General features: G+C 58.4%; 32 protein-coding genes. 28 read left to right on the top strand and 4 right to left on the bottom strand.

All coding sequences use genetic code 11. The features are described from left to right. Nucleotides 1-2 precede the first annotated feature (2 nt). From rplV to cysK, 24 genes are all read left to right on the top strand, one after another. Nucleotides 3-335: a 50S ribosomal protein L22 gene (gene rplV / locus FGKAn22_RS09530; RefSeq protein ID WP_212787203.1), complete on the top strand. Its 333-nt coding sequence runs from the start codon at nucleotides 3-5 to the stop codon at nucleotides 333-335. Nucleotides 336-344: 9 nt separating this feature from the next. After that, entirely contained in the window at nucleotides 345-1055 is a 711-nt protein-coding gene (gene rpsC, locus FGKAn22_RS09525; RefSeq protein WP_212785415.1) for a 30S ribosomal protein S3, read from the top strand. After that, nucleotides 1039-1455 (top strand): 50S ribosomal protein L16, encoded by a 417-nt coding sequence (gene rplP, locus FGKAn22_RS09520; protein WP_212785414.1) that lies wholly within the window; start codon nucleotides 1039-1041, stop codon nucleotides 1453-1455. The genes rpsC and rplP overlap by 17 nt, the downstream gene beginning before the upstream one ends. Nucleotide 1456: 1 nt before the next feature. Beyond that, nucleotides 1457-1651 carry a 50S ribosomal protein L29 gene (rpmC, locus tag FGKAn22_RS09515; protein ID WP_212785413.1) on the top strand — a complete coding sequence of 65 codons (195 nt, stop codon included), beginning with the start codon at nucleotides 1457-1459 and terminating at the stop codon, nucleotides 1649-1651. Beyond that, a complete protein-coding gene (rpsQ, locus tag FGKAn22_RS09510; RefSeq protein WP_212785412.1) occupies nucleotides 1648-1914 on the top strand; it encodes a 30S ribosomal protein S17 in 267 nt (88 codons plus the stop codon). Before rpmC ends, rpsQ begins: the two co-directional genes overlap by 4 nt. 133 nt (nucleotides 1915-2047) lie before the next feature. After that, nucleotides 2048-2416, top strand: coding sequence for a 50S ribosomal protein L14 (gene rplN / locus FGKAn22_RS09505; protein WP_212785411.1), 369 nt, complete (start codon nucleotides 2048-2050; stop codon nucleotides 2414-2416). Between the two features lie 28 nt (nucleotides 2417-2444). Continuing rightward, nucleotides 2445-2759: a 50S ribosomal protein L24 gene (rplX, locus tag FGKAn22_RS09500; protein ID WP_212785410.1), complete on the top strand. Its 315-nt coding sequence runs from the start codon at nucleotides 2445-2447 to the stop codon at nucleotides 2757-2759. A gap of 10 nt (nucleotides 2760-2769) precedes the next feature. Then, a complete protein-coding gene (gene rplE / locus FGKAn22_RS09495) occupies nucleotides 2770-3309 on the top strand; it encodes a 50S ribosomal protein L5 (RefSeq protein WP_212785409.1) in 540 nt (179 codons plus the stop codon). Nucleotides 3310-3319: 10 nt separating this feature from the next. After that, nucleotides 3320-3625 (top strand): 30S ribosomal protein S14, encoded by a 306-nt coding sequence (gene rpsN / locus FGKAn22_RS09490; protein ID WP_212785408.1) that lies wholly within the window; start codon nucleotides 3320-3322, stop codon nucleotides 3623-3625. Between the two features lie 10 nt (nucleotides 3626-3635). Further along, nucleotides 3636-4034, top strand: coding sequence for a 30S ribosomal protein S8 (gene rpsH, locus FGKAn22_RS09485; protein ID WP_212785407.1), 399 nt, complete (start codon nucleotides 3636-3638; stop codon nucleotides 4032-4034). Between the two features lie 10 nt (nucleotides 4035-4044). Continuing rightward, complete coding sequence (gene rplF, locus FGKAn22_RS09480) at nucleotides 4045-4578, top strand: 50S ribosomal protein L6 (protein WP_212785406.1); 534 nt, start codon at nucleotides 4045-4047, stop codon at nucleotides 4576-4578. Nucleotides 4579-4592: 14 nt separating this feature from the next. Then, nucleotides 4593-4946 carry a 50S ribosomal protein L18 gene (gene rplR, locus FGKAn22_RS09475; protein ID WP_246487496.1) on the top strand — a complete coding sequence of 118 codons (354 nt, stop codon included), beginning with the start codon at nucleotides 4593-4595 and terminating at the stop codon, nucleotides 4944-4946. A 34-nt stretch (nucleotides 4947-4980) separates the two neighbouring features. Then, a complete protein-coding gene (gene rpsE / locus FGKAn22_RS09470) occupies nucleotides 4981-5481 on the top strand; it encodes a 30S ribosomal protein S5 (protein WP_425513858.1) in 501 nt (166 codons plus the stop codon). 3 nt (nucleotides 5482-5484) lie between these two features. Continuing rightward, entirely contained in the window at nucleotides 5485-5670 is a 186-nt protein-coding gene (gene rpmD / locus FGKAn22_RS09465) for a 50S ribosomal protein L30 (protein WP_212785403.1), read from the top strand. 3 nt (nucleotides 5671-5673) lie between these two features. Continuing rightward, nucleotides 5674-6108 carry a 50S ribosomal protein L15 gene (rplO, locus tag FGKAn22_RS09460; protein ID WP_212785402.1) on the top strand — a complete coding sequence of 145 codons (435 nt, stop codon included), beginning with the start codon at nucleotides 5674-5676 and terminating at the stop codon, nucleotides 6106-6108. Between the two features lie 9 nt (nucleotides 6109-6117). Next, nucleotides 6118-7434: a preprotein translocase subunit SecY gene (secY, locus tag FGKAn22_RS09455; RefSeq protein WP_212785401.1), complete on the top strand. Its 1317-nt coding sequence runs from the start codon at nucleotides 6118-6120 to the stop codon at nucleotides 7432-7434. Further along, nucleotides 7434-7652, top strand: coding sequence for a translation initiation factor IF-1 (gene infA / locus FGKAn22_RS09450; protein ID WP_212785400.1), 219 nt, complete (start codon nucleotides 7434-7436; stop codon nucleotides 7650-7652). The genes secY and infA overlap by 1 nt, the downstream gene beginning before the upstream one ends. Before the next feature lie 22 nt (nucleotides 7653-7674). Then, entirely contained in the window at nucleotides 7675-7788 is a 114-nt protein-coding gene (gene rpmJ / locus FGKAn22_RS09445) for a 50S ribosomal protein L36 (protein WP_212785399.1), read from the top strand. 59 nt (nucleotides 7789-7847) lie between these two features. Beyond that, nucleotides 7848-8213 carry a 30S ribosomal protein S13 gene (gene rpsM, locus FGKAn22_RS09440; protein ID WP_212785398.1) on the top strand — a complete coding sequence of 122 codons (366 nt, stop codon included), beginning with the start codon at nucleotides 7848-7850 and terminating at the stop codon, nucleotides 8211-8213. 30 nt (nucleotides 8214-8243) lie between these two features. Further along, complete coding sequence (gene rpsK / locus FGKAn22_RS09435) at nucleotides 8244-8636, top strand: 30S ribosomal protein S11 (protein ID WP_212785397.1); 393 nt, start codon at nucleotides 8244-8246, stop codon at nucleotides 8634-8636. A 17-nt stretch (nucleotides 8637-8653) separates the two neighbouring features. Continuing rightward, entirely contained in the window at nucleotides 8654-9283 is a 630-nt protein-coding gene (rpsD, locus tag FGKAn22_RS09430; RefSeq protein WP_212785396.1) for a 30S ribosomal protein S4, read from the top strand. 17 nt (nucleotides 9284-9300) lie between these two features. Continuing rightward, complete coding sequence (locus FGKAn22_RS09425) at nucleotides 9301-10269, top strand: DNA-directed RNA polymerase subunit alpha (protein WP_212785395.1); 969 nt, start codon at nucleotides 9301-9303, stop codon at nucleotides 10267-10269. A 33-nt stretch (nucleotides 10270-10302) separates the two neighbouring features. After that, nucleotides 10303-10689 (top strand): 50S ribosomal protein L17, encoded by a 387-nt coding sequence (gene rplQ, locus FGKAn22_RS09420; RefSeq protein ID WP_212785394.1) that lies wholly within the window; start codon nucleotides 10303-10305, stop codon nucleotides 10687-10689. Between the two features lie 93 nt (nucleotides 10690-10782). Continuing rightward, the gene (cysK, locus tag FGKAn22_RS09415) at nucleotides 10783-11787 is read left to right on the top strand and encodes a cysteine synthase A (RefSeq protein ID WP_212785393.1); all 1005 of its coding nucleotides are present in this window, start codon (nucleotides 10783-10785) and stop codon (nucleotides 11785-11787) included. A gap of 30 nt (nucleotides 11788-11817) precedes the next feature. On the opposite strand, the gene uvrA is transcribed toward cysK, so the two are convergent. Continuing rightward, a complete protein-coding gene (gene uvrA / locus FGKAn22_RS09410; protein WP_212785392.1) occupies nucleotides 11818-14637 on the bottom strand; it encodes an excinuclease ABC subunit UvrA in 2820 nt (939 codons plus the stop codon). A 187-nt stretch (nucleotides 14638-14824) separates the two neighbouring features. Here uvrA and FGKAn22_RS09405 point away from each other — a divergent pair, with 187 nt between their 5' ends. Together FGKAn22_RS09405 and ssb are read left to right on the top strand one after the other, a co-directional pair. Further along, entirely contained in the window at nucleotides 14825-16180 is a 1356-nt protein-coding gene (locus FGKAn22_RS09405; RefSeq protein WP_212785391.1) for an MFS transporter, read from the top strand. A 1-nt stretch (nucleotide 16181) separates the two neighbouring features. Next, entirely contained in the window at nucleotides 16182-16637 is a 456-nt protein-coding gene (ssb, locus tag FGKAn22_RS09400; RefSeq protein WP_212785390.1) for a single-stranded DNA-binding protein, read from the top strand. Between the two features lie 70 nt (nucleotides 16638-16707). Here the strand turns inward: ssb and FGKAn22_RS09395 are convergent, their stop codons facing one another. Beyond that, nucleotides 16708-17799, bottom strand: a complete 1092-nt coding sequence (locus FGKAn22_RS09395) for a sensor domain-containing diguanylate cyclase (protein WP_212785389.1) — start codon at nucleotides 17797-17799, stop codon at nucleotides 16708-16710. A 29-nt stretch (nucleotides 17800-17828) separates the two neighbouring features. Then, entirely contained in the window at nucleotides 17829-18440 is a 612-nt protein-coding gene (locus FGKAn22_RS09390; RefSeq protein ID WP_212785388.1) for a sigma factor, read from the bottom strand. Between the two features lie 220 nt (nucleotides 18441-18660). On the opposite strand from FGKAn22_RS09390, the gene FGKAn22_RS09385 reads away from it, so the two are divergent. After that, the gene (locus FGKAn22_RS09385) at nucleotides 18661-22866 is read left to right on the top strand and encodes a PAS domain S-box protein (RefSeq protein ID WP_212785387.1); all 4206 of its coding nucleotides are present in this window, start codon (nucleotides 18661-18663) and stop codon (nucleotides 22864-22866) included. 40 nt (nucleotides 22867-22906) lie between these two features. Then, nucleotides 22907-23542 (top strand): response regulator, encoded by a 636-nt coding sequence (locus FGKAn22_RS09380; RefSeq protein ID WP_212785386.1) that lies wholly within the window; start codon nucleotides 22907-22909, stop codon nucleotides 23540-23542. Here the strand turns inward: FGKAn22_RS09380 and FGKAn22_RS09375 are convergent. Further along, a complete protein-coding gene (locus tag FGKAn22_RS09375; protein WP_212785385.1) occupies nucleotides 23537-24838 on the bottom strand; it encodes an RsmB/NOP family class I SAM-dependent RNA methyltransferase in 1302 nt (433 codons plus the stop codon). The two genes, FGKAn22_RS09380 and FGKAn22_RS09375, sit on opposite strands and share 6 nt — an antisense overlap. Nucleotides 24839-24975 lie beyond the last annotated feature (137 nt).

Genomic DNA, 24975 nt, shown 5'->3' with positions numbered 1-24975 from the left:
TGATGACAACGACTACTGCTGTTGCAAAAAACATTCATCTCTCCGCGCAAAAGGGCCGCCTGGTTGCTGACCAGATCCGTGGTTTGCCGGTCGCGCAGGCTTTGAACATCCTGACCTTCAGCCCGAAGAAGGGTGCAGGCATCATCAAGAAGGCTCTGGAGTCCGCGATCGCGAACGCCGAGCATAACGATGGCGCTGACATCGACGAGCTGAAAGTGACCACCATCTATGTCGATAAGGCGGCTTCGCTGAAGCGTTTCAGTGCGCGCGCCAAGGGGCGTGGCAATCGCATCGAGAAGCAAACCTGCCACATTACGGTCAGCGTCGGGAACTAAGGGTAAATTATGGGACAGAAAATTCATCCAACCGGTTTCCGGTTGAGCGTTCGTAAAAACTGGGATTCCAAGTGGTATGCCAACAGCGAGAATTTCGCTACTTTGCTGCACAAGGACATCGAAGTTCGTGCATTCCTGAAAAAGAAGCTGGCTTCCGCCGGTGTTTCCAAGGTGGTCATCGAGCGTCCTGCAAAGAACGCCAAGGTAACCATCTACACCGCGCGTCCTGGCATGGTGATCGGCAAGAAGGGCGAAGACATCGAGGCATTGCGCGCCGAGTTGCGCAAGCGCATGGGTCTGCAGTCCGTTGATCTGGCCATCGAAGAAGTGCGCAAGCCCGAAATCGATGCGCAACTGATCGCTGACAGCATCACCGCCCAGCTGGAAAAGCGCATCATGTTCCGCCGCGCCATGAAGCGCGCGATGCAGAATGCAATGCGTCTGGGCGCTCAAGGCATCAAGATCATGAGCTCGGGCCGTTTGAACGGCATCGAAATCGCCCGTACCGAGTGGTACCGTGAAGGCCGCGTGCCGTTGCATACGCTGCGTGCCGACATCGACTACGGCACTTCCGAAGCGAAGACCACTTACGGCATCATCGGTGTGAAGGTTTGGGTGTTCAAGGGTGAGACCACTGGTCAGGAAGCAGCTGCGCCAGTCGCCGCTGAACCGGAAAAGAAAGTAAGAAAGTCGGGAGCAAAACATGCTACAGCCAGCTAGAAGGAAATACCGCAAGGAGCAGAAGGGCCGCAATACCGGTCTGGCTACCCGCGGCAACAAGGTGAGTTTCGGTGAGTTTGGCCTGAAGGCGGTTGCCCGCGGCCGTTTGACTGCACGTCAAATCGAAGCTGCGCGTCGTGCGATGACCCGCCACATCAAGCGCGGTGGTCGTATCTGGATCCGCATTTTCCCGGACAAGCCGATCTCCAAGAAACCGGCCGAAGTTCGTATGGGTAACGGTAAGGGTAACCCCGAGTACTACGTCGCCGAGATTCAGCCTGGCAAGATGTTGTACGAAATGGATGGTGTCGATGAGACATTGGCGCGCGAGGCTTTCAAGCTCGCTTCCGCAAAGTTGCCGATCGCAACCACATTCGTTGTTAGACAGGTAGGTGCATAACATGAAAGCTAGTGAACTGAAGACCAAGTCTGCGACAGATCTCCAACAAGAGCTGCTGTCCTTGACGAAGGCTCAATTCGGTCTGCGTATGCAAGTTGCAACGCAGCAGATGACCAATACCAGCGAATTGCGCAAGGTGCGTCGCGACATCGCCCGCGTGAAGACCGTATTGAAAGAGAAGGGTGCCCAGAAATGAGCGAAGCAAAGACACTGAAACGTACCCTGACCGGTACCGTGGTTAGCGACAAGATGGACAAGACTGTTACGGTCTTGGTCGAGCGCAAGGTGAAGCACCCCTTGCTGGGCAAGATCATTCGCGTCTCCAAGAAGTATCACGCGCACGACGAAGCCAACGAGTTCCATACCGGCGACGTGGTGACAATCGAAGAGTGCCGTCCTCTGGCCAAGACTAAGGCTTGGCGCGTTGCCAAGCTGGTTGAAAAGGCGGTTGCGGCTTAACTCGAAAATTTAGCTTGCGTCTTTTCTGAATTTGCATATAATGCGCGGCTTCGTTTCATCGCCGCTTGCGGCGACCTAACCCGTACGGGTTCCAAAACTGGCCGCCGCGGCGGAAAAAGTTGGAGATTAAATAATGATACAAATGCAGTCTGTTTTAGATGTGGCTGACAACACTGGCGCACGTTCCGTGATGTGCATCAAGGTGTTGGGCGGTTCCAAGCGTCGTTATGCTTCCGTTGGTGATGTCATCAAGGTTAGCATCAAGGACGCCGCACCGCGCGGTCGTGTGAAGAAGGGTGAAGTGTACAACGCCGTGGTGGTTCGCACTGCTAAGGGTGTGCGCCGCACTGATGGTTCTCTGGTTAAGTTCGACGGCAACGCTGCTGTGTTGCTGAACGCCAAGCTGGAGCCGATCGGTACGCGTATCTTCGGGCCGGTGACGCGCGAGTTGCGTACCGAGAAGTTCATGAAGATCGTTTCGCTGGCACCGGAAGTGCTGTAAGCGTCAACGGATCGAGTCGAGGAAAATCATGCGCAAGATCAAAAAGAATGATGACGTCATCGTCATCACTGGTAAAGACAAGGGTAGTCGCGGCAGTGTGCAGCAAGTGCTGGGCGATTTCCTGCTGGTAAGCGGTATCAACAAGGTCAAGAAGCATCAGAAGCCGAATCCGGTGAAGGGCTTGAGTGGCGGTATCGTTGAAAAAGAGCTGCCGATCCATATCTCGAACGTGGCGATCTACAACGCTGCGGCCAAAAAAGGCGATCGAGTCGGGATCAAAACGCTGGAAGACGGGCGCAAGGTGCGCGTGTTCAAGTCCAGCGGCGAAATGATTGACGCTTAAGGGGTAAGGCATGGCTCGTTTGTACGAATTTTACAAAGACAAGGTCGCTAAGGACCTGATGAAGCAGTTTGGCTACAAGTCCATCATGGAAGTGCCGCGCATCGAAAAGATCACTCTGAATATGGGTGTCGGCGAGGCGGTTGCTGACAAGAAGGTGATGGATTTTGCGGTTGGCGACATGCAGAAGATTGCCGGTCAGAAGCCTGTGATTACCTTGTCCAAGAAGTCCATCGCTGGCTTCAAGATCCGCGAAGGTTATCCGGTCGGTTGCAAGGTGACGCTGCGCAAAGAGCGCATGTACGAATTCCTGGATCGTCTGATCTCTGTGGCGATTCCGCGTATCCGCGACTTCCGTGGTATTTCCGGCAAGTCTTTCGACGGCCGTGGCAATTACAACATGGGCGTGAAAGAGCAGATCATTTTCCCGGAAATCGAATACGAAAAGGTTGACGCTCTGCGTGGTATGAACATCACCATCACCACCAGCGCCAAGACCGATGAAGAGGCCAAGGCATTGCTGCTGGCTTTCAAGCTTCCATTGAAGAAGTGAGGGAATACTAATGGCAAAGATAGCACTGATTAACCGCGAGCAAAAACGCCGCGAGACCGTGAAGAAGTTCGCGGCCAAGCGCGAGGCCCTGCTGGCGACTATTTCCAACGTGAGCCTCAGCGACGAAGAGCGCGCTGCTGCGCGCCAGAAGCTGCAAGCGCTGCCGCGTGACGCAAGCCCGGTTCGTTTGCGCAACCGTTGTGCGTTGACCGGTCGTCCGCGTGGTACTTTCAGGAAGTTCGGTTTGGGGCGTATCAAGGTTCGCGAATTCGCGATGCGCGGTGAGATTCCTGGTGTTGTTAAGGCAAGCTGGTAGGAGCAATTAAATGAGTATGAGTGATCCGATCTCCGATATGCTGACGCGCATTCGCAATGCGCAGCTTGCGGAAAAAGCCACAGTGGCGATGCCTTCTTCCAAGTTGAAGGCGGCGATTGCCGAGGTGTTGAAGGACGAAGGTTATGTTGATGGCTACAGCATCATCAGCGGCGAAGGTGGCAAGGCCACGCTGGAAATCGGCCTGAAGTATTACAGCGGCCGTCCAGTGATCGAAAAGATCCAGCGCGTAAGCCGTCCTGGTCTGCGTATCTACAAGGGCTCCGAAGACATGCCTAAGGTGATGAACGGCCTGGGTATTGCTATCGTGTCCACGTCCAAGGGTTTGATGACCGACCGCAAAGCGCGCGCCAATGGTATCGGCGGCGAAGTGCTGTGCGTAGTCGCGTAGTGAGGTAAGTATGTCTAGAGTCGCTAAGAATCCTGTCGTCGTGCCGAGTGGCGTTGAAGTCGCGCTGGCAGCGAACGAAATTTCTGTGAAGGGCCCGTTGGGTTCTTTGAAGCAAGCCCTGTCGGCAGATGTGAGCGTAGTGCGCGAGGGCGATAGCCTGCTGTGCAAGGCGCAGAACGACTCCATGCAGGCCAATGCGATGTCCGGCACGGTTCGTGCCCTGCTGGCCAATATGGTCCAGGGTGTGAGCAAGGGCTTCGAGCGCAAGTTGAACCTGGTTGGTGTGGGTTACCGTGCTCAAGCTGCCGGTGACACACTGAACCTGACATTGGGCTTTTCCCACCCGGTCTCTTACAAGATGCCCGCTGGCGTGAAGGTCGAAACCCCGACGCAGACTGAAATCGTGCTGAAGGGTGCTGACAAGCAGCGCGTTGGACAAGTTGCTGCGGAGATTCGTGCTTTCCGTGAACCCGAGCCTTACAAGGGCAAGGGCGTGCGCTATAGCGACGAAGTGGTGATCCTGAAAGAAACCAAGAAGAAATAACTGAGGCAGATATGTTGAACAAGAAAGAAGCACGTCAGCGCAGAGCACGCAAAACCCGTGCACGCATTGCTGAGAAAAAGACGGTACGTCTGGCTATTCATCGTACCAACTTGCACATCTATGCTCAGGTGATTTCCGCCTGCGGCGGCAAGGTTCTGGCCAGCGCATCCAGCGTCGAAGCCGAAGTCCGCAAGGATCTGGCGAACGGCGGTAACGCTGCCGCTGCCGCGGTGGTGGGCAAGCGCATCGCCGAGAAGGCGAAGAGCGCGGGCATCACCCAAGTGGCGTTCGACCGTTCCGGTAACCGATATCATGGTCGTGTCAAGGCGCTGGCTGATGCTGCGCGTGAACACGGTCTGCAGTTCTAATTGGAGTTGAGTGATGGCTAAGCCGCAAGGAAAAATGCAGCAACAAGAAGAGCGCGATGACGGTCTGATCGAAAAGATGATTTCCGTGAATCGCGTCACCAAGGTGGTTAAGGGTGGCCGTATCATGGGTTTCGCCGCGTTGACCGTGGTTGGTGACGGCGATGGTCGCGTAGCGATGGGCAAGGGCAAGTCCAAGGAAGTACCGGTTGCAGTGCAAAAGGCTATGGACGAAGCTCGCCGCAATCTGGTCAAGGTCAGCCTGAAGAACGGCACCTTGCACCACACCGTGGTCGGCAAGCATGGCGCAGCGAAGGTGCTGATGCAGCCTGCTTCCGAAGGTACCGGCATTATCGCCGGCGGCGCGATGCGTGCCGTGTTCGAGGCGGTTGGCGTGAAGGACGTGCTGGCCAAGTGTATCGGCTCCAGCAATCCTTACAACGTGGTTCGCGCTACGTTGAACGGCCTGAAGGCGCTGAATTCTCCTGCCGAGATCGCTGCAAAGCGCGGCAAGAGCGTTGACGAGATTCTGGGGTAAGACATGACACAAGCTAAAACGATCAAAGTGACACAGGTCAAGAGCCTGATCGGCACCAAGCAATCGCACCGCGACACCATTCGCGGTCTGGGGCTGCGTCATATCAACCACACCGTGCAGCTTGAGGATACTCCTTGCGTGCGCGGCATGATCAACAAGGTGTATTACCTGGTTAAGTGCGAGGCATAAGAAATGCAACTCAATAATATTCAACCTGCACAAGGCGCCAAGCACGCCAAGCGCCGCGTCGGTCGCGGTATCGGTTCCGGCCTGGGCAAGACTTGCGGTCGCGGCCACAAGGGTCAGAAGTCCCGTGCCGGCGGCTTCCACAAGGTCGGTTTTGAAGGCGGTCAGATGCCGCTGCAGCGCCGTCTGCCGAAGCGTGGCTTCGTCTCCTTGACTCGCGACGATACAGCTCAAGTGCGTCTGTCTGACCTGCAGAAGATGCCGGTCGACAGCATCGATCTGCTGGCGCTCAAGCAAGCTGGCGTGGTTCATGCGAATGCCCTGTCTGCCAAGGTCATCATGTGCGGCGAACTGACCCGTGCGGTCAAGCTGCAAGGCTTGTTGGCAACCAAGGGTGCTCGTGCAGCGATCGAAGCTGCCGGCGGCAGCATCGCCGAGTAAGGCCAGTAAGTGAATACCGCAGCCAAGGGGGTAGGCAAGGCCAAGTACGGTGACCTCGGTCGCCGCCTGTGGTTCTTGCTTGGTGCATTGGTGGTGTTCCGCATCGGTGCGCATATTCCGGTGCCGGGCATCGATCCGACGGTGCTGGCGGATCTGTTCAAGAGTCAAAAGGATGGCATCCTGGGCATGTTCAACATGTTCTCGGGCGGCGCGCTGGAACGTTTCACGATCTTCGCGCTGGGGATCATGCCGTACATCTCGGCATCGATCATTATGCAGCTGGCATCCATTGCGGTGCCGCATCTTGAGCAGTTGAAGAAAGAAGGCGAAGCCGGGCGTCGCAAGATCACGCAGTACACTCGCTATGGCACGCTGGCTCTGGCCGTGTTCCAGGCGTTCGGTATCTCGGTGGCCTTGCAGGCCCAGCCGGGACTGGTGCCCAATCCAGGTGCAATGTTCCAGTTGACCACGGTGGTTACCCTGGTGACCGGCACGATGTTCCTGATGTGGCTGGGTGAGCAGATCACCGAGCGCGGTCTGGGTAACGGTATTTCGCTGATCATCTTTGCTGGTATCGCTGCAGGCTTGCCGAATGCGATCGGTAGCACGCTGGAGCTGGTTCGAACCGGTGCGTTCTCGATCCCGCTGGTGTTGCTGCTATTCGTTGGTGCGATCGCGGTGACGGCCTTGGTGGTATTCGTCGAGCGTGGCCAGCGCAAGATCCTGGTGAACTACGCGAAGCGTCAGGTGGGCAACAAGATCTATGCCGGGCAGAGCTCGCATCTGCCGTTGAAGCTGAATATGGCCGGTGTGATTCCGCCGATCTTCGCTTCCAGCATCATCCTGTTCCCGGCGACCATCGCGGGCTGGTTCGGTAGCGGAAGCGGCATGACTTGGCTGAAGGACGTCAGCGACAAACTGTCTCCCGGTCAGCCGATCTATGTGATGGTATACGCGGCAGCGATCGTGTTCTTCTGCTTCTTCTACACGGCGCTGGTGTTCAGCCCGAAGGAAACGGCAGAGAACCTGAAGAAGAGTGGTGCGTTCTTGCCCGGTATTCGTCCCGGCGATCAGACTGCGCGTTATGTGGAAAAGATCATGCTGCGCCTGACCATGGTCGGAGCAGTGTACATCACCCTAGTGTGTCTGCTGCCGGAGTTCCTGGTAGTGAAGTGGAATGTGCCGTTCTATTTCGGCGGTACGTCGCTGTTGATTCTGGTTGTGGTAACGATGGATTTCATGGCGCAAGTGCAGTCCTACCTGATGACACATCAGTATGAAAATCTGCTGAAGAAGGCCAATTTCAAGGGTGGGTTAGCACGCTAATGGCAAAAGAAGACGTGATTCAGATGCAAGGCGAGATCGAGGAGTCGCTGCCGAATGCGACTTTCCGGATCAAGCTGGAAAACGGTCATGTGGTGTTGGGTCATATCTCTGGGAAAATGCGGATGCACTATATTCGCATCCTGCCCGGCGACAAGGTGACGGTAGAATTGACACCCTATGATTTGAGCAAGGCGCGCATTGTGTTCCGCGCTAAATAGTTGAGCAAGTAAGGAGAAGCAAATGAGAGTCCAAGCATCAGTAAAGAAGATCTGCCGTAACTGCAAGATCATCCGTCGTAACCGCATCGTGCGCGTCATTTGCACGGAGCCGCGACACAAGCAACGCCAAGGCTGATTGAACAAAGTAGCCTGTGGGTGATATAATTTTCGTCTTTCAAAATATAGGGTAGCTGCATGGCACGTATTGCAGGGGTAAACATCCCCAACCATCAACACGCTGTGATTGCCTTGACTGCAATCTACGGTATCGGTCGTACTCGTTCGCAAAACATTTGCGCGGCGGCGGGCGTTAACACCACCACCAAGATGAAGGATCTGACTGACGCGGAAGTTGAAAAGCTGCGCGAAGAAGTCGCCAAGTTCACAGTGGAAGGTGATCTGCGTCGCGAAACGACGATGAACATCAAGCGTCTGATGGACTTGGGTTGCTATCGCGGCCTGCGTCATCGTCGCGGTTTGCCCTGTCGCGGTCAGCGCACTCGCACCAACGCACGTACCCGCAAGGGACCGCGCAAGGCGATTGCTGGCGCCAAGAAGTAATTTTGCTATAACGCATTAGAGGATTTGATTATGGCTAAGCCAAGCAGCACGAAAGTGCGCAAGAAAGTTAAGAAGAACGTGGCCGAGGGTGTTGCTCACGTTCACGCCTCTTTCAACAATACCATCATCACCATTACCGACCGTCAAGGCAACGCCCTGGCATGGTCTACCAGTGGTGCGCAGGGTTTTAAGGGCTCTCGTAAGAGCACCCCGTTCGCTGCGCAGGTTGCTGCCGAGGTTGTTGGCAAGTCGGCTCAAGAATGTGGTGTTAAGAATCTTGAAGTGCGCATCAAGGGCCCCGGTCCTGGCCGCGAATCCGCTGTGCGTGCACTGAATGCTGCTGGCTTTAAGATCACCAGCATTTCCGATATTACGCCGGTGCCGCACAACGGCTGCCGTCCGCCTAAAAAGCGCCGTATCTAATTTTTTGGGAGTCGATCTTGGCTAGAAATCTTGATGCAAAGTGCCGTCAGTGCCGCCGCGAAGGCGAAAAGCTGTTCCTGAAGGGCGAGAAATGTTTTACCGACAAGTGTGCCGTTGAGCGCCGCGCCTATGCGCCTGGCCAACACGGTCAGAAGAAGAATGTCCGTCTGTCCGAGTACGGCGGCCAGTTGCGCGAAAAGCAGAAAGTTCGCCGCATCTATGGCGTGCTGGAAAAGCAATTCCGCCTGACTTACAAGGCTGCGGAAAGCCAGCGCGGCATTACCGGTGAAAACCTGCTGCAGAACTTGGAGTCCCGTCTGGACAACGTGTCCTACCGCATGGGTTTCGGTGCTTCCCGCGCCGAAGCGCGCCAAGTTGTGCGTCACAACGGTTTGCTGGTGAACGGCAAGCGCGTGAACATTCCTTCCTTCCAGGTGCGCCCCGGCGACGTGGTTGAAGTGGCTGAAAAGTCCAAAGCGCAACTGCGCATCAAGGCTGCACTGGCTGCTGCCGAGCAGCGCGGTTTCCCGGAATGGATCGAAATGGACACCAAGGCATTAAAGGGTACATTCAAAGCCAAGCCGCAACGTGCTGAACTGCCTGCAACCATCAACGAGCATCTCGTGGTTGAGTTGTATTCCAAGTAATCCACGCGGAGTAGCGTATGCCTAAGAATGAATTTTTGAAGCCTCGCATCATCGATGTGCAAAAGATCTCCGCCACCCAGGCTAAGGTGGTGATGGAGCCCTTCGAGCGCGGCTACGGCCACACTTTGGGCAATGCCTTGCGTCGCATCCTGTTGTCTTCCATGCCCGGTGCTGCACCGACCGAGGTGAAGATGGCTGGCGTGTTGCATGAATATGCGACCATCGACGGCGTTCAGGAAGATGTCGTCGACATCCTGCTGAACCTGAAGGGTGTCGTGTTGCGCCTGCACAATTTGCCGGAAGTCGTACTGACCATCAAGAAGGAAGGCGCCGGCGTCGTGACTGCTGGCGACATCAGCGGCAACGCAGACGTCGAAGTGCTGAATCCCGAGCACGTGATCGCTCACCTGACCGCTGGCGGCAAGCTGGACATGCAGATCAAGGTCGAACAAGGTCGCGGTTATGTGTCGGCTATCTCGCGTCAGACTCCGAACGAATCTCGTGCCGTGGGCCATATCGCGCTGGATGCATCGTTCAGCCCGGTCAACCGCGTCAGCTATGCAGTCGAAAGTGCTCGCGTCGAGCAGCGCACTGACCTGGACAAGCTGGTGATGAACATCGAGACCAATGGCGCGATCGATCCGGAGCAGGCGATCCGCAATGCGGCCCGCATCCTGGTTGACCAGTTCTCCGTGTTCGCGGCGCTGGAAGGCACCGAGCCGGTGGTCGAGAAGGTTCAGGCACCGAAGGTCGATCCTATCCTGTTGCGTCCGGTAGACGATCTGGAGCTGACCCCGCGTTCCTCCAACTGTCTGAAGGCTCAAAGCATTCATTACATTGGCGACCTGATCCAGTACACCGAGAACGATCTGTTGCGCACCCCGAACCTGGGCCGCAAGTCGCTGAACGAAATCAAGCAGGTTCTTGCCGAGCACAACTTGTCGCTGGGTATGAAGCTGGAAAACTGGCCTGTCACCGCGGCTTAACGCAGTGCAGCATTAGAACAAGAGAGGCAAATCATGCGTCACCGTTTAGGTTTAAGAAAACTCAACCGCACCAGCAGCCACCGTCTGGCGATGTTCCGCAATATGACCGTGTCGCTGTTGCGTCATGAAGTCATCAAGACTACCCTGCCGAAGGCCAAGGAACTGCGCCGTGTCGCGGAACCCATTCTGACGCTGGGCAAGAACCCCAGCTTGGCTAACAAGCGTTTGGCGTTTGCGCGTCTGCGCGACCGCGAGATGGTAGTCAAGCTGTTCGACGAGCTGGGTCCACGCTACGCAGCACGCAACGGCGGTTATCTGCGCGTCCTGAAGTTCGGTTTCCGTCAGGGCGACAATGCTCCGATGGCACTGGTCGAACTGCTGGATCGTCCCGCAGAAGCGACAGCGGTCGATGCAGAATAAGCAATAGACTGTACGCAGTATCAAGCAAAAGGCCGGGTTATCCCGGCCTTTTTGTTTGGTACACTTTGTTCATGACCTAACCGGGAGTTCGGCATGGCAAACTGGCACGCAGACAATTCACTTTCCATCGGCCGTACGCCCCTGGTGCACCTCAACCGCATCACCGAGGGCGCGCCTGCCACGGTCCTTGCCAAGATCGAAGGCCGCAATCCTGCATACTCCGTTAAAGACCGCATCGGTGCTGCGATGGTCGCCGATGCCGAAAGGCGCGGTCTGCTCGGCCCCAGCAAGCACATCGTCGAAGCCACCAGCGGCAATACCGGCATCGCGCTCGCTTTCGTCGCTGCCGCTCGCGGTATCCCGCTCACGCTGACCATGCCGGATACCATGAGCATCGAGCGGCGCAAGCTGCTGCTCGCATTCGGCGCCCATCTGGTGCTCACCGAAGGCGCCAAGGGTATGAGCGGGGCGGTGGCCAAGGCCGAAGAGATTGCCGCCTCCGACCCGCGGCGTTACGTGTTGATGCAGCAGTTCAAGAACCCCGCCAATCCAGCCATCCACGAGCAGACTACCGGTCCCGAGATATGGAACGATACCGACGGCAAAGTGGACATCTTCGTCTCGGGAGTGGGTACCGGGGGCACCATCACTGGGGTGTCGCGCTATATCAAGCAGACCAGGGGCAAGGCCATCATCTCCGTGGCGGTGGAACCCTCCGCCAGCCCCGTCCTGACCCAGGTGCGCGCGGGCGAGCCGCTGAAGCCGTCGCCGCACAAGATACAGGGCATAGGCGCGGGCTTTGTGCCGGAAACCCTCGACTTGTCGCTGGTAGATATGATCGAACAGGTTAGCAACGAGGAGGCTGTGCTGTACGCCCGCCGCCTGACGCTCGAAGAGGGCATCCTTTCTGGCATCTCCTGCGGTGCGGCGGCGGCCGTTGCCGTGCGGCTGGCCAAGCGTCCGGAGAACGCCGGCAAGACCATCGTCGTCATCCTGCCTGATTCCGGTGAACGCTATCTCAGTTCGATCCTGTTCGAGGGCTTGTTCGACGAGAAAGGGCTGCCGGTCGCCCAAGCCAAGTATTCGACCGACTGGTAGGCAAGCACCGCGACTTGCGGGTGCGGAAGATCACCCCTTGAACATTGGCTTGAGGTATTTCCCGGTCACGCTCTGCGGCTGCTGAGCGACTTCCTTCGGGTTCCCTTCGGCGATAATTCGTCCTCCGCCATCGCCGCCTTCCGGCCCAAGATCGATCACCCAGTCTGCCGTCTTGATCACGTCGAGGTTGTGCTCGATCACCACGACGGTGTTGCCCTGGTCGCGCAGCTTGTGAATCACCTTGAGTAGCAGGGCGATGTCGTGGAAGTGCAGGCCGGTGGTCGGCTCGTCGAGGATGTACAGCGTGCGTCCGGTGTCGCGCTTGGACAGTTCGAGCGACAGCTTCACGCGCTGTGCTTCGCCGCCGGAAAGCGTGGTGGCGCTCTGTCCCAGCGTGATGTAGCCCAGACCAACGTCCAGCAGCGTCTGCAGCTTGCGCGCGATCACCGGCACCGGTTCGAAGAACTCGTACGCCTGCTCCACCGTCATCTCCAGTATCTGGTGGATGTTCTTGCCCTTGTACTGGATCTCCAGCGTCTCGCGGTTGTAGCGATGCCCGTGGCACACGTCGCACGGCACGTACACGTCCGGCAGGAAGTGCATCTCCACCTTGATCACGCCGTCGCCCTGGCAGGATTCGCAGCGCCCGCCCTTGACGTTGAACGAGAAACGCCCCGGGCCGTAGCCGCGCTCGCGCGCCGACGGCACGCCCGCGAACAGCTCGCGGATCGGCGTGAACAGGCCGGTATAGGTTGCCGGGTTGGAGCGCGGTGTGCGCCCGATGGGCGACTGGTCGACGTTGATCACCTTGTCGAAGAACTCCAGTCCCTCGATCTCGGCATAGGGCGCGGGCTCGGCGCTGCTGCCGTACAGGTGCTGCGCCACGGCGTGGTACAGCGTGTCATTGATCAGCGTGGACTTGCCCGAGCCGGACACGCCGGTGATGCTCACCAGCAACCCCACCGGCAGGTTCAGCGTGACATCCTTCAGGTTGTTGCCGCAGGCGCCGATGATGCGCAGCATACGCTCGGCGTCGGGCTTGATGAATTTCTTCGGTACGGCGATGCTGCGCTTGCCCGAGAGATAATCGCCTGTGAGCGACTGCGGGTTGGTGCATACTTCCTTCGGTGTGCCCTGCGCAACCACCATGCCGCCGTGCTCGCCCGCGCCCGGTCCCATGTCCACCACGTAATCGGCATGGCGGATCGCATCCTCGTCGTGCTCCACCACGATCACGCTGTTGCCCATGTCGCGCAGCATCTTCAGCGTGTCCAGCAGGCGGTCGTTGTCGCGCTGGTGCAGGCCGATGGAAGGCTCGTCCAGCACATACATCACCCCGGTCAGTCCCGAGCCGATCTGGCTGGCCAAGCGGATGCGCTGCGCCTCGCCGCCGGATAGCGTCTCGGCGGAGCGCTCCAGCGACAGGTAATCCAGTCCCACGTTGTTGAGGAAAGTCAGGCGGCTGGCGATCTCCAGCACGATCTTCTCCGCGATGGCCTGCTTGTGTCCGGCCAGCGTCAGCCCCTGGAAGAAAGCCAGTGCCTGCTTCAGCGGCAGCGCGCTGAGCTCGTGCAGGTTGCGATCCCCGATGCGCACGTTGCGTGCTTCCACGCGCAGGCGCGCGCCCTCGCATTCCGGGCAGGTGCAGGTGTTGAGATACTTGGCCAGCTCCTCGCGCACGGTGGGGGAGTCGGTCTCCTTGTAGCGGCGCTCCAGATTGGGGACGATGCCCTCGAAGCTATGCTCGCGCAGCACAGGCTTGCCGCGCTCGTTCATGTAGTTGAACGGTATTTCCTCGCGGCCACTGCCGTACAGGATCACTTGCTGGATCTTTTCCGGCAGGCTCTCGAACGACTGCTCCAGGTCGAAGTTGTAGTGCTTGGCCAGGCTGGCGAGCATCTGGTGGTAGAACTGGTTGCGCCGGTCCCAGCCCTTGATCGCACCGGAGCTCAGGCTGAGTGTTGGGAAGGCGACGACGCGCTTGGGATCGAAGAAGCTGATGCTGCCCAGCCCGTCGCACTTCGGACATGCGCCCATGGGGTTGTTGAACGAGAACAGACGTGGCTCGAGTTCCGGTAGCGAGTAGTTGCAGATCGGGCAGGCGAACTTGGCCGAGAACAGATGCTCCTTGCCCGAGTCCATCTCCACTGCCAGCGCACGCCCCTCGGCGTGGCGCAGCGCGGTCTCGAACGACTCCGCCAGCCGTTGCTTGGCCTCCGCGTTCACTTTGAGGCGATCCACCACGATCTCGATGGTGTGCTTCTTGTTCTTCTCCAGCTTCGGCAGCGCGTCGATCTCGTACACCGTGCCGTTGACGCGTAGCCGCGTGAAGCCCTGTGCGCGCAGTTCGTCGAACAGGTCGAGCTGCTCGCCCTTGCGTTCCACCACCAGCGGCGACAGGATCATGATGCGCGTGCCCTCCGGCAGCGACAGCACATGGTCCACCATCTGGCCGACAGATTGCGCCTCCAGCACTAGGTCGTGCTGCGGGCAATACGGATCGCCCGCGCGCGCAAACAGCAGGCGCAGGTAATCGTGGATCTCGGTGACCGTGCCCACGGTGGAGCGCGGGTTGTGAGAAGTGGCCTTTTGCTCGATGGCGATGGCGGGCGACAGTCCCTCGATCAGGTCCACGTCCGGCTTTTCCATCAACTGCAGGAATTGCCGCGCATAGGCGGAAAGCGATTCCACATAGCGCCGCTGCCCCTCGGCATAAAGGGTATCGAAAGCGAGCGACGACTTGCCCGAACCGGACAGGCCTGTAATGACCACCAGCTTGTTGCGCGGCAAGTCGAGGTTGACGTTCTTCAGGTTGTGGGTGCGCGCACCGCGGATTTTGATCTGGTCCATGCCTGGCTGCGAATAAGATAAACGACCGAGCAATATACGCGAATTCTCGGGCTTTCCCAATCCGGTGAATTGGGTAAAAACAGCAGCCTGCTGAACCTGTTGATTACTGCAGTCTGGACGACCTGCTAGAATGCGCGAGTTTTTTAGTCAAGTTAATCCATCTTCGATGCAATCTACACAAGTTTCCATGACCCCCGCCGAGCGCCGAGCCAGCTTTGGCCTGGCCGGTATTTACGGCCTGCGCATGCTGGGCCTGTTCATCATCCTGCCGGTGTTCGCCTTGTATGCCGAACATCTGCCCGGCGGCGAGAGCCATCTGTTGATGGGCGTTGCGCTCGGCGCTTACGGGCTGACGCAGGCGATCCTGCAGATTCCCGCCGGCTGGCTGTCCGACCGTTACGGGCGCAAGCCGGTGATCTACATCAGTCTGGTGTTGTTCGCGCTGGGCAGTTTTATTGCCGCCGCGGCGGACAACATCTATTGGGTCATCATCGGGCGCGTGGTGCAGGGCGCGGGGGCGCTGAACGCGGCGGTGATGGCGCTGACGGCCGACCTGACGCGCGAGGAGGTGCGCACGCGGGCGATGGCGACGATCGGCATGACCATCGGCATCACTTTCTCGCTGTCGCTGGTGCTGTCACCGCTGCTGCACGGCGTGATCGGCGTACCGGGGCTGTTCGCGCTGACCGGCGTGCTGGCGCTGGCCGCAATCGCGGTGGTGCGCTTCGCGATTCCCAATCCCGCGATCACCCGTTTCCACAGCGATACTGAAGCTGGCCACGGCCATTTCCGCGAGGTGCTGCGCAATCCCGATCTCCTGCGGCTGGATTTCGGCATCTTCGCGCTGCACGCCATCCTGATGTCGGTGTTCATGCAGGTGCCATTCATCCTGCAGGCCGACGGGCTGGCAGTGGCGCAGCATTGGCAGGTTTATCTGCCGGTGATGCTGGTCGCCTTCGTGCTGATGGTGCCGCCCATCGTCATCGCCGAGAAGAAGGCGAAGATGAAGCCGGTGTTCATGTCGGCGGTGGCATTGGCGCTGGCGGCGCAGGCGCTGCTGATGTTCGCGCAGCACAGCCTGTGGGGTGTGGCGATCGCGCTGCTGCTGTTCTTCACCGCGTTCAACGTGCTGGAAGCGACGCTGCCCTCGCTGATCAGCAAGATCGCGCCGCTGGCCGCGAAGGGTACGGCGATGGGCGTGTACAGCAGCGTGCAGTTCTTCGGCGCGTTCTTCGGCGCGGCGGTGGGCGGGGCGTTGATGCAATACGTCGGCGGCGATGCGGTGTTCCTGTTCAGCATGGCGCTGCTGGCGTTGTGGCTCGTCGCGGCCTCCGGCATGCGGCCTCCGGCGGCGGTTCGCACCAAGCTGTATCATTTGCCCGAACTGGACGAGGCGGCTGCGGTAGAATTGCGCCGGCACCTGTTGCAACTCGCCGGTGTGCGCGAGGCGATGGTGGTGGCGAGCGAAGGCATGGCCTGCCTCAAGGTGGACATGCAGGGCTTCGATGAAGCCGCGGTAGAACAATTGATAAAGGGAGCTTGATATGTCGGTGAACAAGGTGATTCTGGTGGGGCGTCTGGGCAAGGACCCGGAGACGCGTTACATGACCAACGGCGAGGCGGTGACCAACGCCACGCTGGCGACTTCCGAGAACTGGAAGGACAAGAGCGGCGAGAAGCAGGAAAAGACGGAATGGCACAACCTGGTGTTCTATCGCCGCTTGGCTGAAGTCGCGGGCGAATACCTGAAGAAGGGTTCGCAGGTCTACATCGAAGGCAAGATCCAGACCCGCAAGTGGCAGACCAAGGAAGGCCAGGACCGCTACACCACCGAGATCATCGTCAATGAGATGCAGATGCTGGGCGGCAAGTCCACCGGCGGCAGCAGCTTCGAAGTGGTGGAGAACCAGTCCGCACCGTCGCGTTCCGCCGCGCCTGCGAGATCCGCCCCTGCCGCAAAGAGCAGCTTCGACAACTTCGACGACGATATTCCGTTCTAGCAGCTACCTGTAGCTGTTTGGCAAAAGAAGAGGCCGGCTTACAGCCGGCCTCTTCTTTTGTGTGTGCTTCTTATCCGTAATAGCTATAGCCAAACAACTCGAGCCGTCCCGTGGCATCGGCAATGAGCGCTTCCGAGAAGAACTGGTAATTGTTCCGGCCCAGTTCCTTGGCCTTATACATGGCGATGTCGGCGTTTTTCACCATGCTTTCCGTAGTGTCGCCGTCGTTGGGATAGACGGCGATGCCAATGCTGCCGGAGAGCGATATCTTGCGGTTGCCGATTTTGATTTCTCGTGCGATGGCATCGAGGATTTTTTGCGCCACCAGTTCGATATGGATCACCGAACTGACGTCGGGCAATACAAAGAGGAATTCGTCGCCGCCGATACGGGCCACGGTGTCTTCCTCGCGCATGATGCCCAGGAATCTCTCGGCCATCGTCTTCAGGACATGGTCGCCGGCTTCATGCCCCAGCGATTCGTTGATGGCCTTGAATCCATCGAGGCCGCAAAACAGGAAGGCCACCTGATGCTTGTCGCGGTTCGCATGGCTCAGCACCAGCCCGGCACGGTCATAGAGCAAGGCAAGGTTCGGGAGGTCGGTGAGCGGATCGTGGAGTGCCGCAATGGTATTTTGCGATTTCCCCATCTCATCCACTTTTCGCGCATTGTCCAGAATCAGCGAAAGGGCGCTGGCGAAGCTCTGCAACAACTCCTGGTCTTCATCGCTGAATGGCGTGCCATCAAGCCTGTCGCAGAGGTAGATCCTGCCGTATACCCGTCCCAGATTCGAGATCGGCACGGCCAGCAGCGTTTTCATTTGCGGGTGGTTGGGAGGGAATCCTGCGCTTCTCGGGTCCTTCATCATGTTGTCCAGCCGCAGCACGGCATTTTCCCGAACGACTACGCCGAGCAGTCCGCGGCCTTCCGGCGGATGGCCGATCCGTTGGACTTCTTCTGCGCTCATTCCGGTGTGAACGAACTGGATCAGGTTGCCCTTTTCGTCTAGCAGACCGATCGCGCCATATTTCACCCGGATCAATTTCGTGAGCGCTTCGACGGCCGACTGCAGCAGGTCGGTTTCAGGTGTGTTCTTCGTCAGGGTGGCGAGCAGGGACCTGGTGATGTTCAGAAGCTCGGCGCGTTTATTGGAGTACCTCATGGGGGGCGTCATGCATGAGGTAAGCAGCGCTAATCGTACAAACCGCCGAATTCAGGGGGGAGTTCCGGATGGCTGGAATGCCGGTGCTCATGAATCCGGTTCTCGATAAATGCTCTGATGACATAAATGCCCTGAGGTTGGGCGGAAACGCTTGGCGTCGTCCGGTGGCGGGAAGCCGCATACTGTGGCTCGGTTTGAGCCACTTTGAGGAGTTCATGCCGGTCAGCGATAAGGTGCTCGATATGCTGGCGGATGCACATGGCGGCGTAGTTCGAGAAATCGGCATCCTTGCCTGGTTTGAAGTGCTCCAGCGCCTGGATGAGGCCATGGTTGCCTGCCTTGACCAGCTCAACATCTTCCACTCCGCGATCTGTGTATTGCCTGGCGATGCTGATCACCATGTGCAGGTGCTGGATGAGCGTTCTTTGCTCGATATCAAAATCGTCCTCCTCGGACTGGTTCGCCGAAGCCTGCCGCGGTTCATCGTTCGATGATGAAACCTGCTCGGCATCATTGAAATAGTGGAGGCGCCGCAACGAATAGGTTCCCGCCGAGACAGGCTTATGACCGTTTTCGCTTGGCTTTTCGCTTGGCTCCAGTCCGGGCAAGAATTCTTGTTCCGAGTGCGCAGTTCCAGTCATGGTGAACTCCTGTGGTTTTGATCGATGGCAACGGTTTCCGGGGAAGGTAATTCTGCAGCTATGGCAGCACCTGAAATATCGGTGATTCGCTTAATAATCGCTAAGCCAGTAGGGAAATTCCGCATCGGTGTTTGTCCTATGCCGCTGGTCGGACAAACTCTGTAAACTTCCGCGCAGTCGGCCATGGCAACCAGGAAAAACGGAGTGGTTTCGAGCGAGCATGAATACTCAAGCGATATTGGCTGGCAATGAGGCCGGCCGTACAAACCGGGACAGGAATATCGTTTGGTGGCCTTTGCTGATCTTTATCCTCTTCGCGCTCGCCATCACCATGGCTGGCATCAGCGCCTTCCAGCATTACCGGGATAGCATAAAAAGCGACAGGCAGAATGAACTCAGCGGCATCGCCGAGCTGAAGATCGGGCAGATCACCACCTGGATGACGGAGCGCAAGGGCGATGCCCAAGTCCTCAAGGGCGACCCTCTGTTCCTGGACGAAGCCGATCGCTGGTTGTTGCGGGGGAGTCCGGACGACGCGAGCAAGGCGAAACTGGCCGAGCGTCTGGCATCGATACAACGGACTTATGGGGGCAACGGCTATAGCGCGATCTCGTTGTTCGACGACAAGCTCAAGTTGCGCCTGTCCACCTCCGCGAATACAACCGCGCTGCAGGATAACGAAAAGGAACTGCTGCTGGAAAGCCTGCGCAGCGGAAAAATCCTTTTTTCCGACATGCATCGGGGATTGCCCGGCAGCGGGCACGATATCGCTATCGCTATCGCTATCGATATGGTGATGCCGTTGTATATCCACAAGAATGGAAAAGAGCGCAGCATCGGTGCGGTGCTGTTTCGTACCGATCCTTACAGCTTCTTGTTTCCGCTCATCCAGCATTGGCCGACTCCAAGCCCAAGCGCCGAAAGCCTGCTGGTGCGCCGCGAAGGTGGCGAAGTGGTGTTCCTGAATGAACTGCGCCACAACAAGGGGGCTGCGCTGTCCATGCGCCTGCCGCTCAGCCGGCCCAAACTGCCTGCAGCGATGGCGTTGATGGGTAGGGAAGGGCTGGTGGAGGGACTGGATTACCGGGGCGTGCCGGTGGTCGGAGTGTTGCAGAAGGTCACCGGCACTTCATGGGTGATGGTCAGCAAAATCGACAAGGCTGAGATTTACGCCCCCATCGACAAGTTGGCGGGATGGATAACGGCACTGATAGTGGTGCTGATCGGCGCCGGCGGCGGCGTGGCATTTACCTGGCGGGAGCGACAACGCCAGCACATCCTGAATCTGCAAAGGCAATATGCGAGCGAAGCGGAGAAACGCCTGCTGGGCGAGGCGCTGAAACAATCCGGGAGCGCCATCGCAGTGGGAGACAGGAACAATCGTTTCATCTACGTCAATCCGGCGTTCTCCAGGCTATTCGGCTACTCCTACGAAGATGCATTGGGCAAGCCCGTCAACGAATTGGTCGGTATTGAAGACTCAACTTCCATCCATCCATCCCAGGTCGTTTCCTTCACGAACCAGCATGGGATGTTCCAGACGGAAACGACCCGTCGGACGAAGGACGGGCGCATCATCCCGGTGTTGATATCACACAGCGCGGTGCGCGATGAAGAAGGCTGCATCGTGAATTACATTGCCAGCTTCACAGACCTCACACGGCACAAGCAGGCCGAAGATGAACTGGCCAAGCAGAAAGAATTCATCCGGCTGATCATTGACAGCGATCCCAACCTGATCTTTGCCAAGGATGCCGAGGGCCGTTTCCTGTTCGCCAACGAGGCGATGGCGAAAGGCCTTGGGCAGACCACAGAGAGTATCGTCGGGAAATCCAATCGGGATCTGGTCGATAGCCGGAAACTGGCGGCAACGTATGAACAGGCGAACCGGGAAGTGATCGAGACGGGACAGCAGCGCGTGGCAATCGAGGCGGCAGAGTTCACCGATGGCAGGAAACGCTGGTTCCGGACCATCAGAAAACCTTTGATACAGGACGATGGTTCAGTCAGCGTGCTGACTATCGCGACGGACATCACAGACATCAAGGAAGCGGAAATCTCGCTGCAAAAATTCAACCGGGTGCTCTTGATGTTGGGTGCCTATAACGCAACGCTGGTGCATATCGAAGAAGAGCAATTGTTGCTGACGGAGATATGCAAACTGATCGTAGAGACGGGCGGCTACTGCATGGCTTGGGTGGGATATGCCGAGCATGATCCGGCGTGCAGTGTGCGCCCGGTCGCTCGCTATGGTTTTGATGAGGGGTATGTGGATGGAGCGGACATCAGTTGGGCGGATACGGAACGTGGGCGTGGGCCCACCGGCAGCGCAATCAGGACTGGAATGACACAGTTCAACCAGGGGTTTCTGAACAATCCGCAACTGGCGCCATGGAGCGAGGCCGCAGCCGCTCGTGGCTACCAGTCCAGCATCGCCATCCCGCTTGTCTGCGAACGGCGTACTTGCGGCGTGCTTACGATTTACTCCACGGAAACCGATGCCTTCAATACCGATGAGGTGAAACTGCTGGAGGAACTTGGGGCCAACCTGTCTTTCGGGATCGTGACGCTGCGCGCCCGCGTAGAACGGGCTCAGGCCGTGGAGAGGCTGCGGCAAAGCGAGGAGCATTTCCGTTTCCTGACTGAACGGTCAACGGACATGGTTTACCTCATGTCCGTCCCAAGCGGACGCCACGAATATGTCAGTCCAGCCTCGATCCAGCTGTTCGGCTACACCCCGGAGGAGTTCTGCGATTCCCCGCTGCTGATACGCCGCGTCATCCATCCCGACTGGAGGGACTACTTCGAGACGCAATGGGAAAGACTGCTGGCTGGGGATGTATCGTCCAATTACGAATACCAGATCATCCACAAGTCCGGCGACACCCGCTGGATGAACCAGCGCAATTCGCCGATCCGGAGCGGCGATGGCAGCGGCACCTTGATCGCGATCCTCGGTGTGGTCACTGATGTGACCGAGCGCAAACTGGCTGAGGGAAACCGTATGCAGTTGAGTGAAGCGCTCAAACAGACGCAGGAAGCCGTTGCTTTGGCTGACCAGAACAACCGTTTTGTTTATGTCAATCCGGCCTATGAACGTCTCTTCGGCTACTCCGAGGAAGAGTTGGTGGGGAAGCATGTCAACGAAGTGATGGGCGGGCTGGATGCGACAGTGCAGCCGAGTCAGGCATTTGCCACCTCAAGCGAGCAGGGAGTGTTTCGAGGGGAGGTGATTCGCAAAACCAAGGATGGACGTATCGTTCCGGTGTTGCTGTCGGCCGCTTCCATCAAGAATGAATATGGGCAAATCACGGGCTATGTTGCCAATATGACCGATCTCTCCGAGCGTAAGCGGGCCGAGGAAGCGCTGCAAAAGCAGAAAGAGTTCATGTGGCATGTGCTCGATACCGATCCCAACCTGATCTTTGTCAAGAATGCCGAGGGCAAGTTTATCCTGGTCAATCAGGCGATGGCGGACGCCTGCGGCAGGACGGTGCAGGAGATGATCTGGAAGAGCAATGCCGAGATTTATCCCGACCACCCGCAGGAGGTCGCGGGTTTTCTGGCGGCGGATCGCGAGGTGATCCAGGATCGGCGTGAAGTGGTCCTGACCGAATCTGCGCAGTTGCCGGATGGGAGACAACGCTGGTATCTGACCATCAAGCGTCCGCTGATCGAGGACAACGGAGTAGTCAGCGTGCTGGGTATCGCGATGGATATCACGGAGCAAAGGCAATCGCAGATAAAACTGGCGGAATCCTACAAGGAACTGCAGCGGCTTTCCTCCCACCTGGAAAATGCCCTGGAAGATGAGCGGACGCGGATTGCGCGCGAGTTGCACGACGAGATGGGGGCGACGCTGGCCGCGATGAAGATGCGGGTAGCCTGGCTTGCCTCCAGGCTTCCCGCCCAGATGCCGCACCTGGTCGAAGAGGCGGGGCACATCTCCGAACTGGTGTCGGATGGCATTCAGACCGTGCGCCAGATCGTTCACAAGCTGAGGCCCAGTCCTCTGGAGGATGTCGGGCTGGCGGCGGCGATCGAGGATTATGTGAAGAAGTTCCGCCAGCACACCGGTATCGAATGCATGCTCGCCCTTCCCGGGCAGGTGCTCACGCTGGAGCAGGGGCAGGCCGCAACGTTGTTCCGCATCCTTCAGGAGTCGCTGAGTAACGTGGCCAAGCATGCGCAGGCAAGCCGGGTGGATATTATCCTGACAAAAAGAGGCAAGTCGCTGTTGCTGGTGGTGGAGGATAATGGCATCGGTTTCGAGTTGGGACGGAAGGAAAAATCCTTCGGTTTGCTCGGCATCCGGGAGCGTGCCCTCATGGCGGGGGGCAAGGCCAGGATCAGCAGCGAGCCGGGCAAGGGCTCGCGGATATCCATAAGCATTCCGGTTGCGCCTGGTGCGTTGAAGGCCGGATGATTCATTGCTGCAGCCGTCATTTATCGGGGGGAGTTGAACCGTGATTCGAGTGCTGATCGTTGATGACCATGCCATCGTGCGCCAGGGATTGCGCAGGATAATGGACGAGACCAAGGACATCCGTGTCGGCGGGGAGGCCACCAACGGCGTCGAGGCCCTGAAGAAGATCCGCAGCGAAAAGTGGGATATCGTACTGCTCGACATCTCGATGCCCGAGAAGAACGGCATTGACACACTGAAGCTGATCCTGGATGGCAACAGCGCGGCCAAGGTGCTGATGCTGAGCATGTATCCCGAAGATCAGCATGCCGTTCGCCTGCTGAAGGGGGGCGCTTCTGGTTACCTCACCAAGGATGCTGCACCGGAGCAACTCGTCGAAGCGATCCGCAAGGTGATGGCGGGCAAGAAGCACATCAGCCCTGTGCTTGCCGAGCTGCTGCTGCATGAGTGCGGGCGCGATTCTGCCAAGCCGCCGCACGAAATGCTGAGCGACCGCGAATACCAGGTACTGCGGCTGCTGGGCTCCGGCAAGAAGGTCTCCGAGGTTGCACGGATACTGGCGCTGAGCGTGAAGACCGTCAGCACCTACCGTGTGCACATCCTCGAAAAGATGAAGCTGAAGAACAACGCCGAACTGATGCTGTACGTGGTCGAGAACGGCTTGCGGGAACTATGACCCGGTGCGCTCCAGCACCGCGGCGAAGAAGCCGTCCGTGCCGTGCAGCTGCGGGCGCAACTCCAGATAGTCGCCCATCTCCAGCGCGATCTTTTGCTGGTGCAGTACGTCGCCGGCTGGCTTCAATGTGAAGTCGGGATGTTCGGCGAGGAAGGCTTCCACGATGCGTTGATTCTCTTCCGGCAGGATGCTGCAGGTCGCATACACCAGGCGTCCGCCCTTCTTCAGCAACCGGCTGGCCGAGGCGAGGATGGCAGCCTGCTTGCGCGTGAGTTCCTCGATGCTGCCGGGCGACTGGCGGAACTTCAGGTCGGGGTTGCGGCGCAGCGTGCCGAGGCCGCTGCACGGCGCGTCCACCAGCACGCGGTCGATCTTGCCCGCAAGCCGTTTCACCTTGAGATCATTCTCGTGTGCGATCAGCATCGGCTGGATGTTGCTCGCTCCGGAGCGCTTCAGGCGAGGCTTGAGGTTGGCGAGGCGCTTCTCCGAAACGTCCAGCGCGTACAAGCGGCCCTGCGAATTCATCTGTGCTGAGAGCATCAGCGTCTTGCCGCCGGCGCCCGCGCAGAAATCCACCACCATGTCGTTGCGTTTCGGCGCGAGCAGGAGACCGAGCAGCTGGCTGCCTTCATCCTGCACTTCGACCTTGCCTTCGGTGAACAGCGCGTCGCGGTTCAACGGGATCTTGTCCTTGAGGCGAATGCCGATGGGCGAGTAGGGCGTGGCGCTCGCTTCGATCTTCTTTTCGTGCAGTTGCTGCAGCACTTCGTCGCGCTTGGCGAGCAGGGTGTTGACACGGATATCCAGCGGCGCGCCCTGCTGCATGGCGCGGCCGATGGCGAGGATGTCCGCGTCGGAATACGAGGCGCGCATCTTTTCCACCAGCCAGTCCGGCAGTTCGGCCTGCACCGTCAATGGCAGTTCCTCCACCTTCACGCCCTTCACCGTCGCGAGCCATTCCTTCTCGCCGTGCTTCAGCACAGGCTCGATCTCGCGCAGGTTGTAGCCGCCGAAACGGACGAAGTAAGCCAGCGCCATGCGGCGCGGCGTGGCGACTTTGGCGGAAGAGGGCGCGGCATCGGACGCTGCCTCACCTTTGCTTTCGCAGGCGTGCTCCAGCAGCAGGCGATGGCGAAGCACGCCGAATACGGTCTCGGCGACCAAAGCGCGCTCATTCGAGCCGATGCGGTTGTCCTGGAAGAAATAGCGCAGGGTGGTATCGGCAGGGTGCGCCAGCGGCAGGATGGCGCGCAGGGCCTGGATGACGAGGTCTAGACGGTATTCGGTAATCAGCATGATGCGTTAGGGCTACTTGAATCGAGGCGCGCAGTTTAACAGGGTCGCGGGCTAGGCCGAAATATATAGGCATTCTGACATATATGCCGCTGCCAGTCGGGAGAGTAGAGTCCTTGTCCGGATGGCACGGAGTGCTG

Origin of the sequence: Ferrigenium kumadai, from assembly GCF_018324385.1 — a bacterium.
Lineage (GTDB): Bacteria > Pseudomonadota > Gammaproteobacteria > Burkholderiales > Gallionellaceae > Gallionella > Gallionella kumadai.
This window is presented reverse-complemented; position numbering and strand designations above follow the sequence as displayed.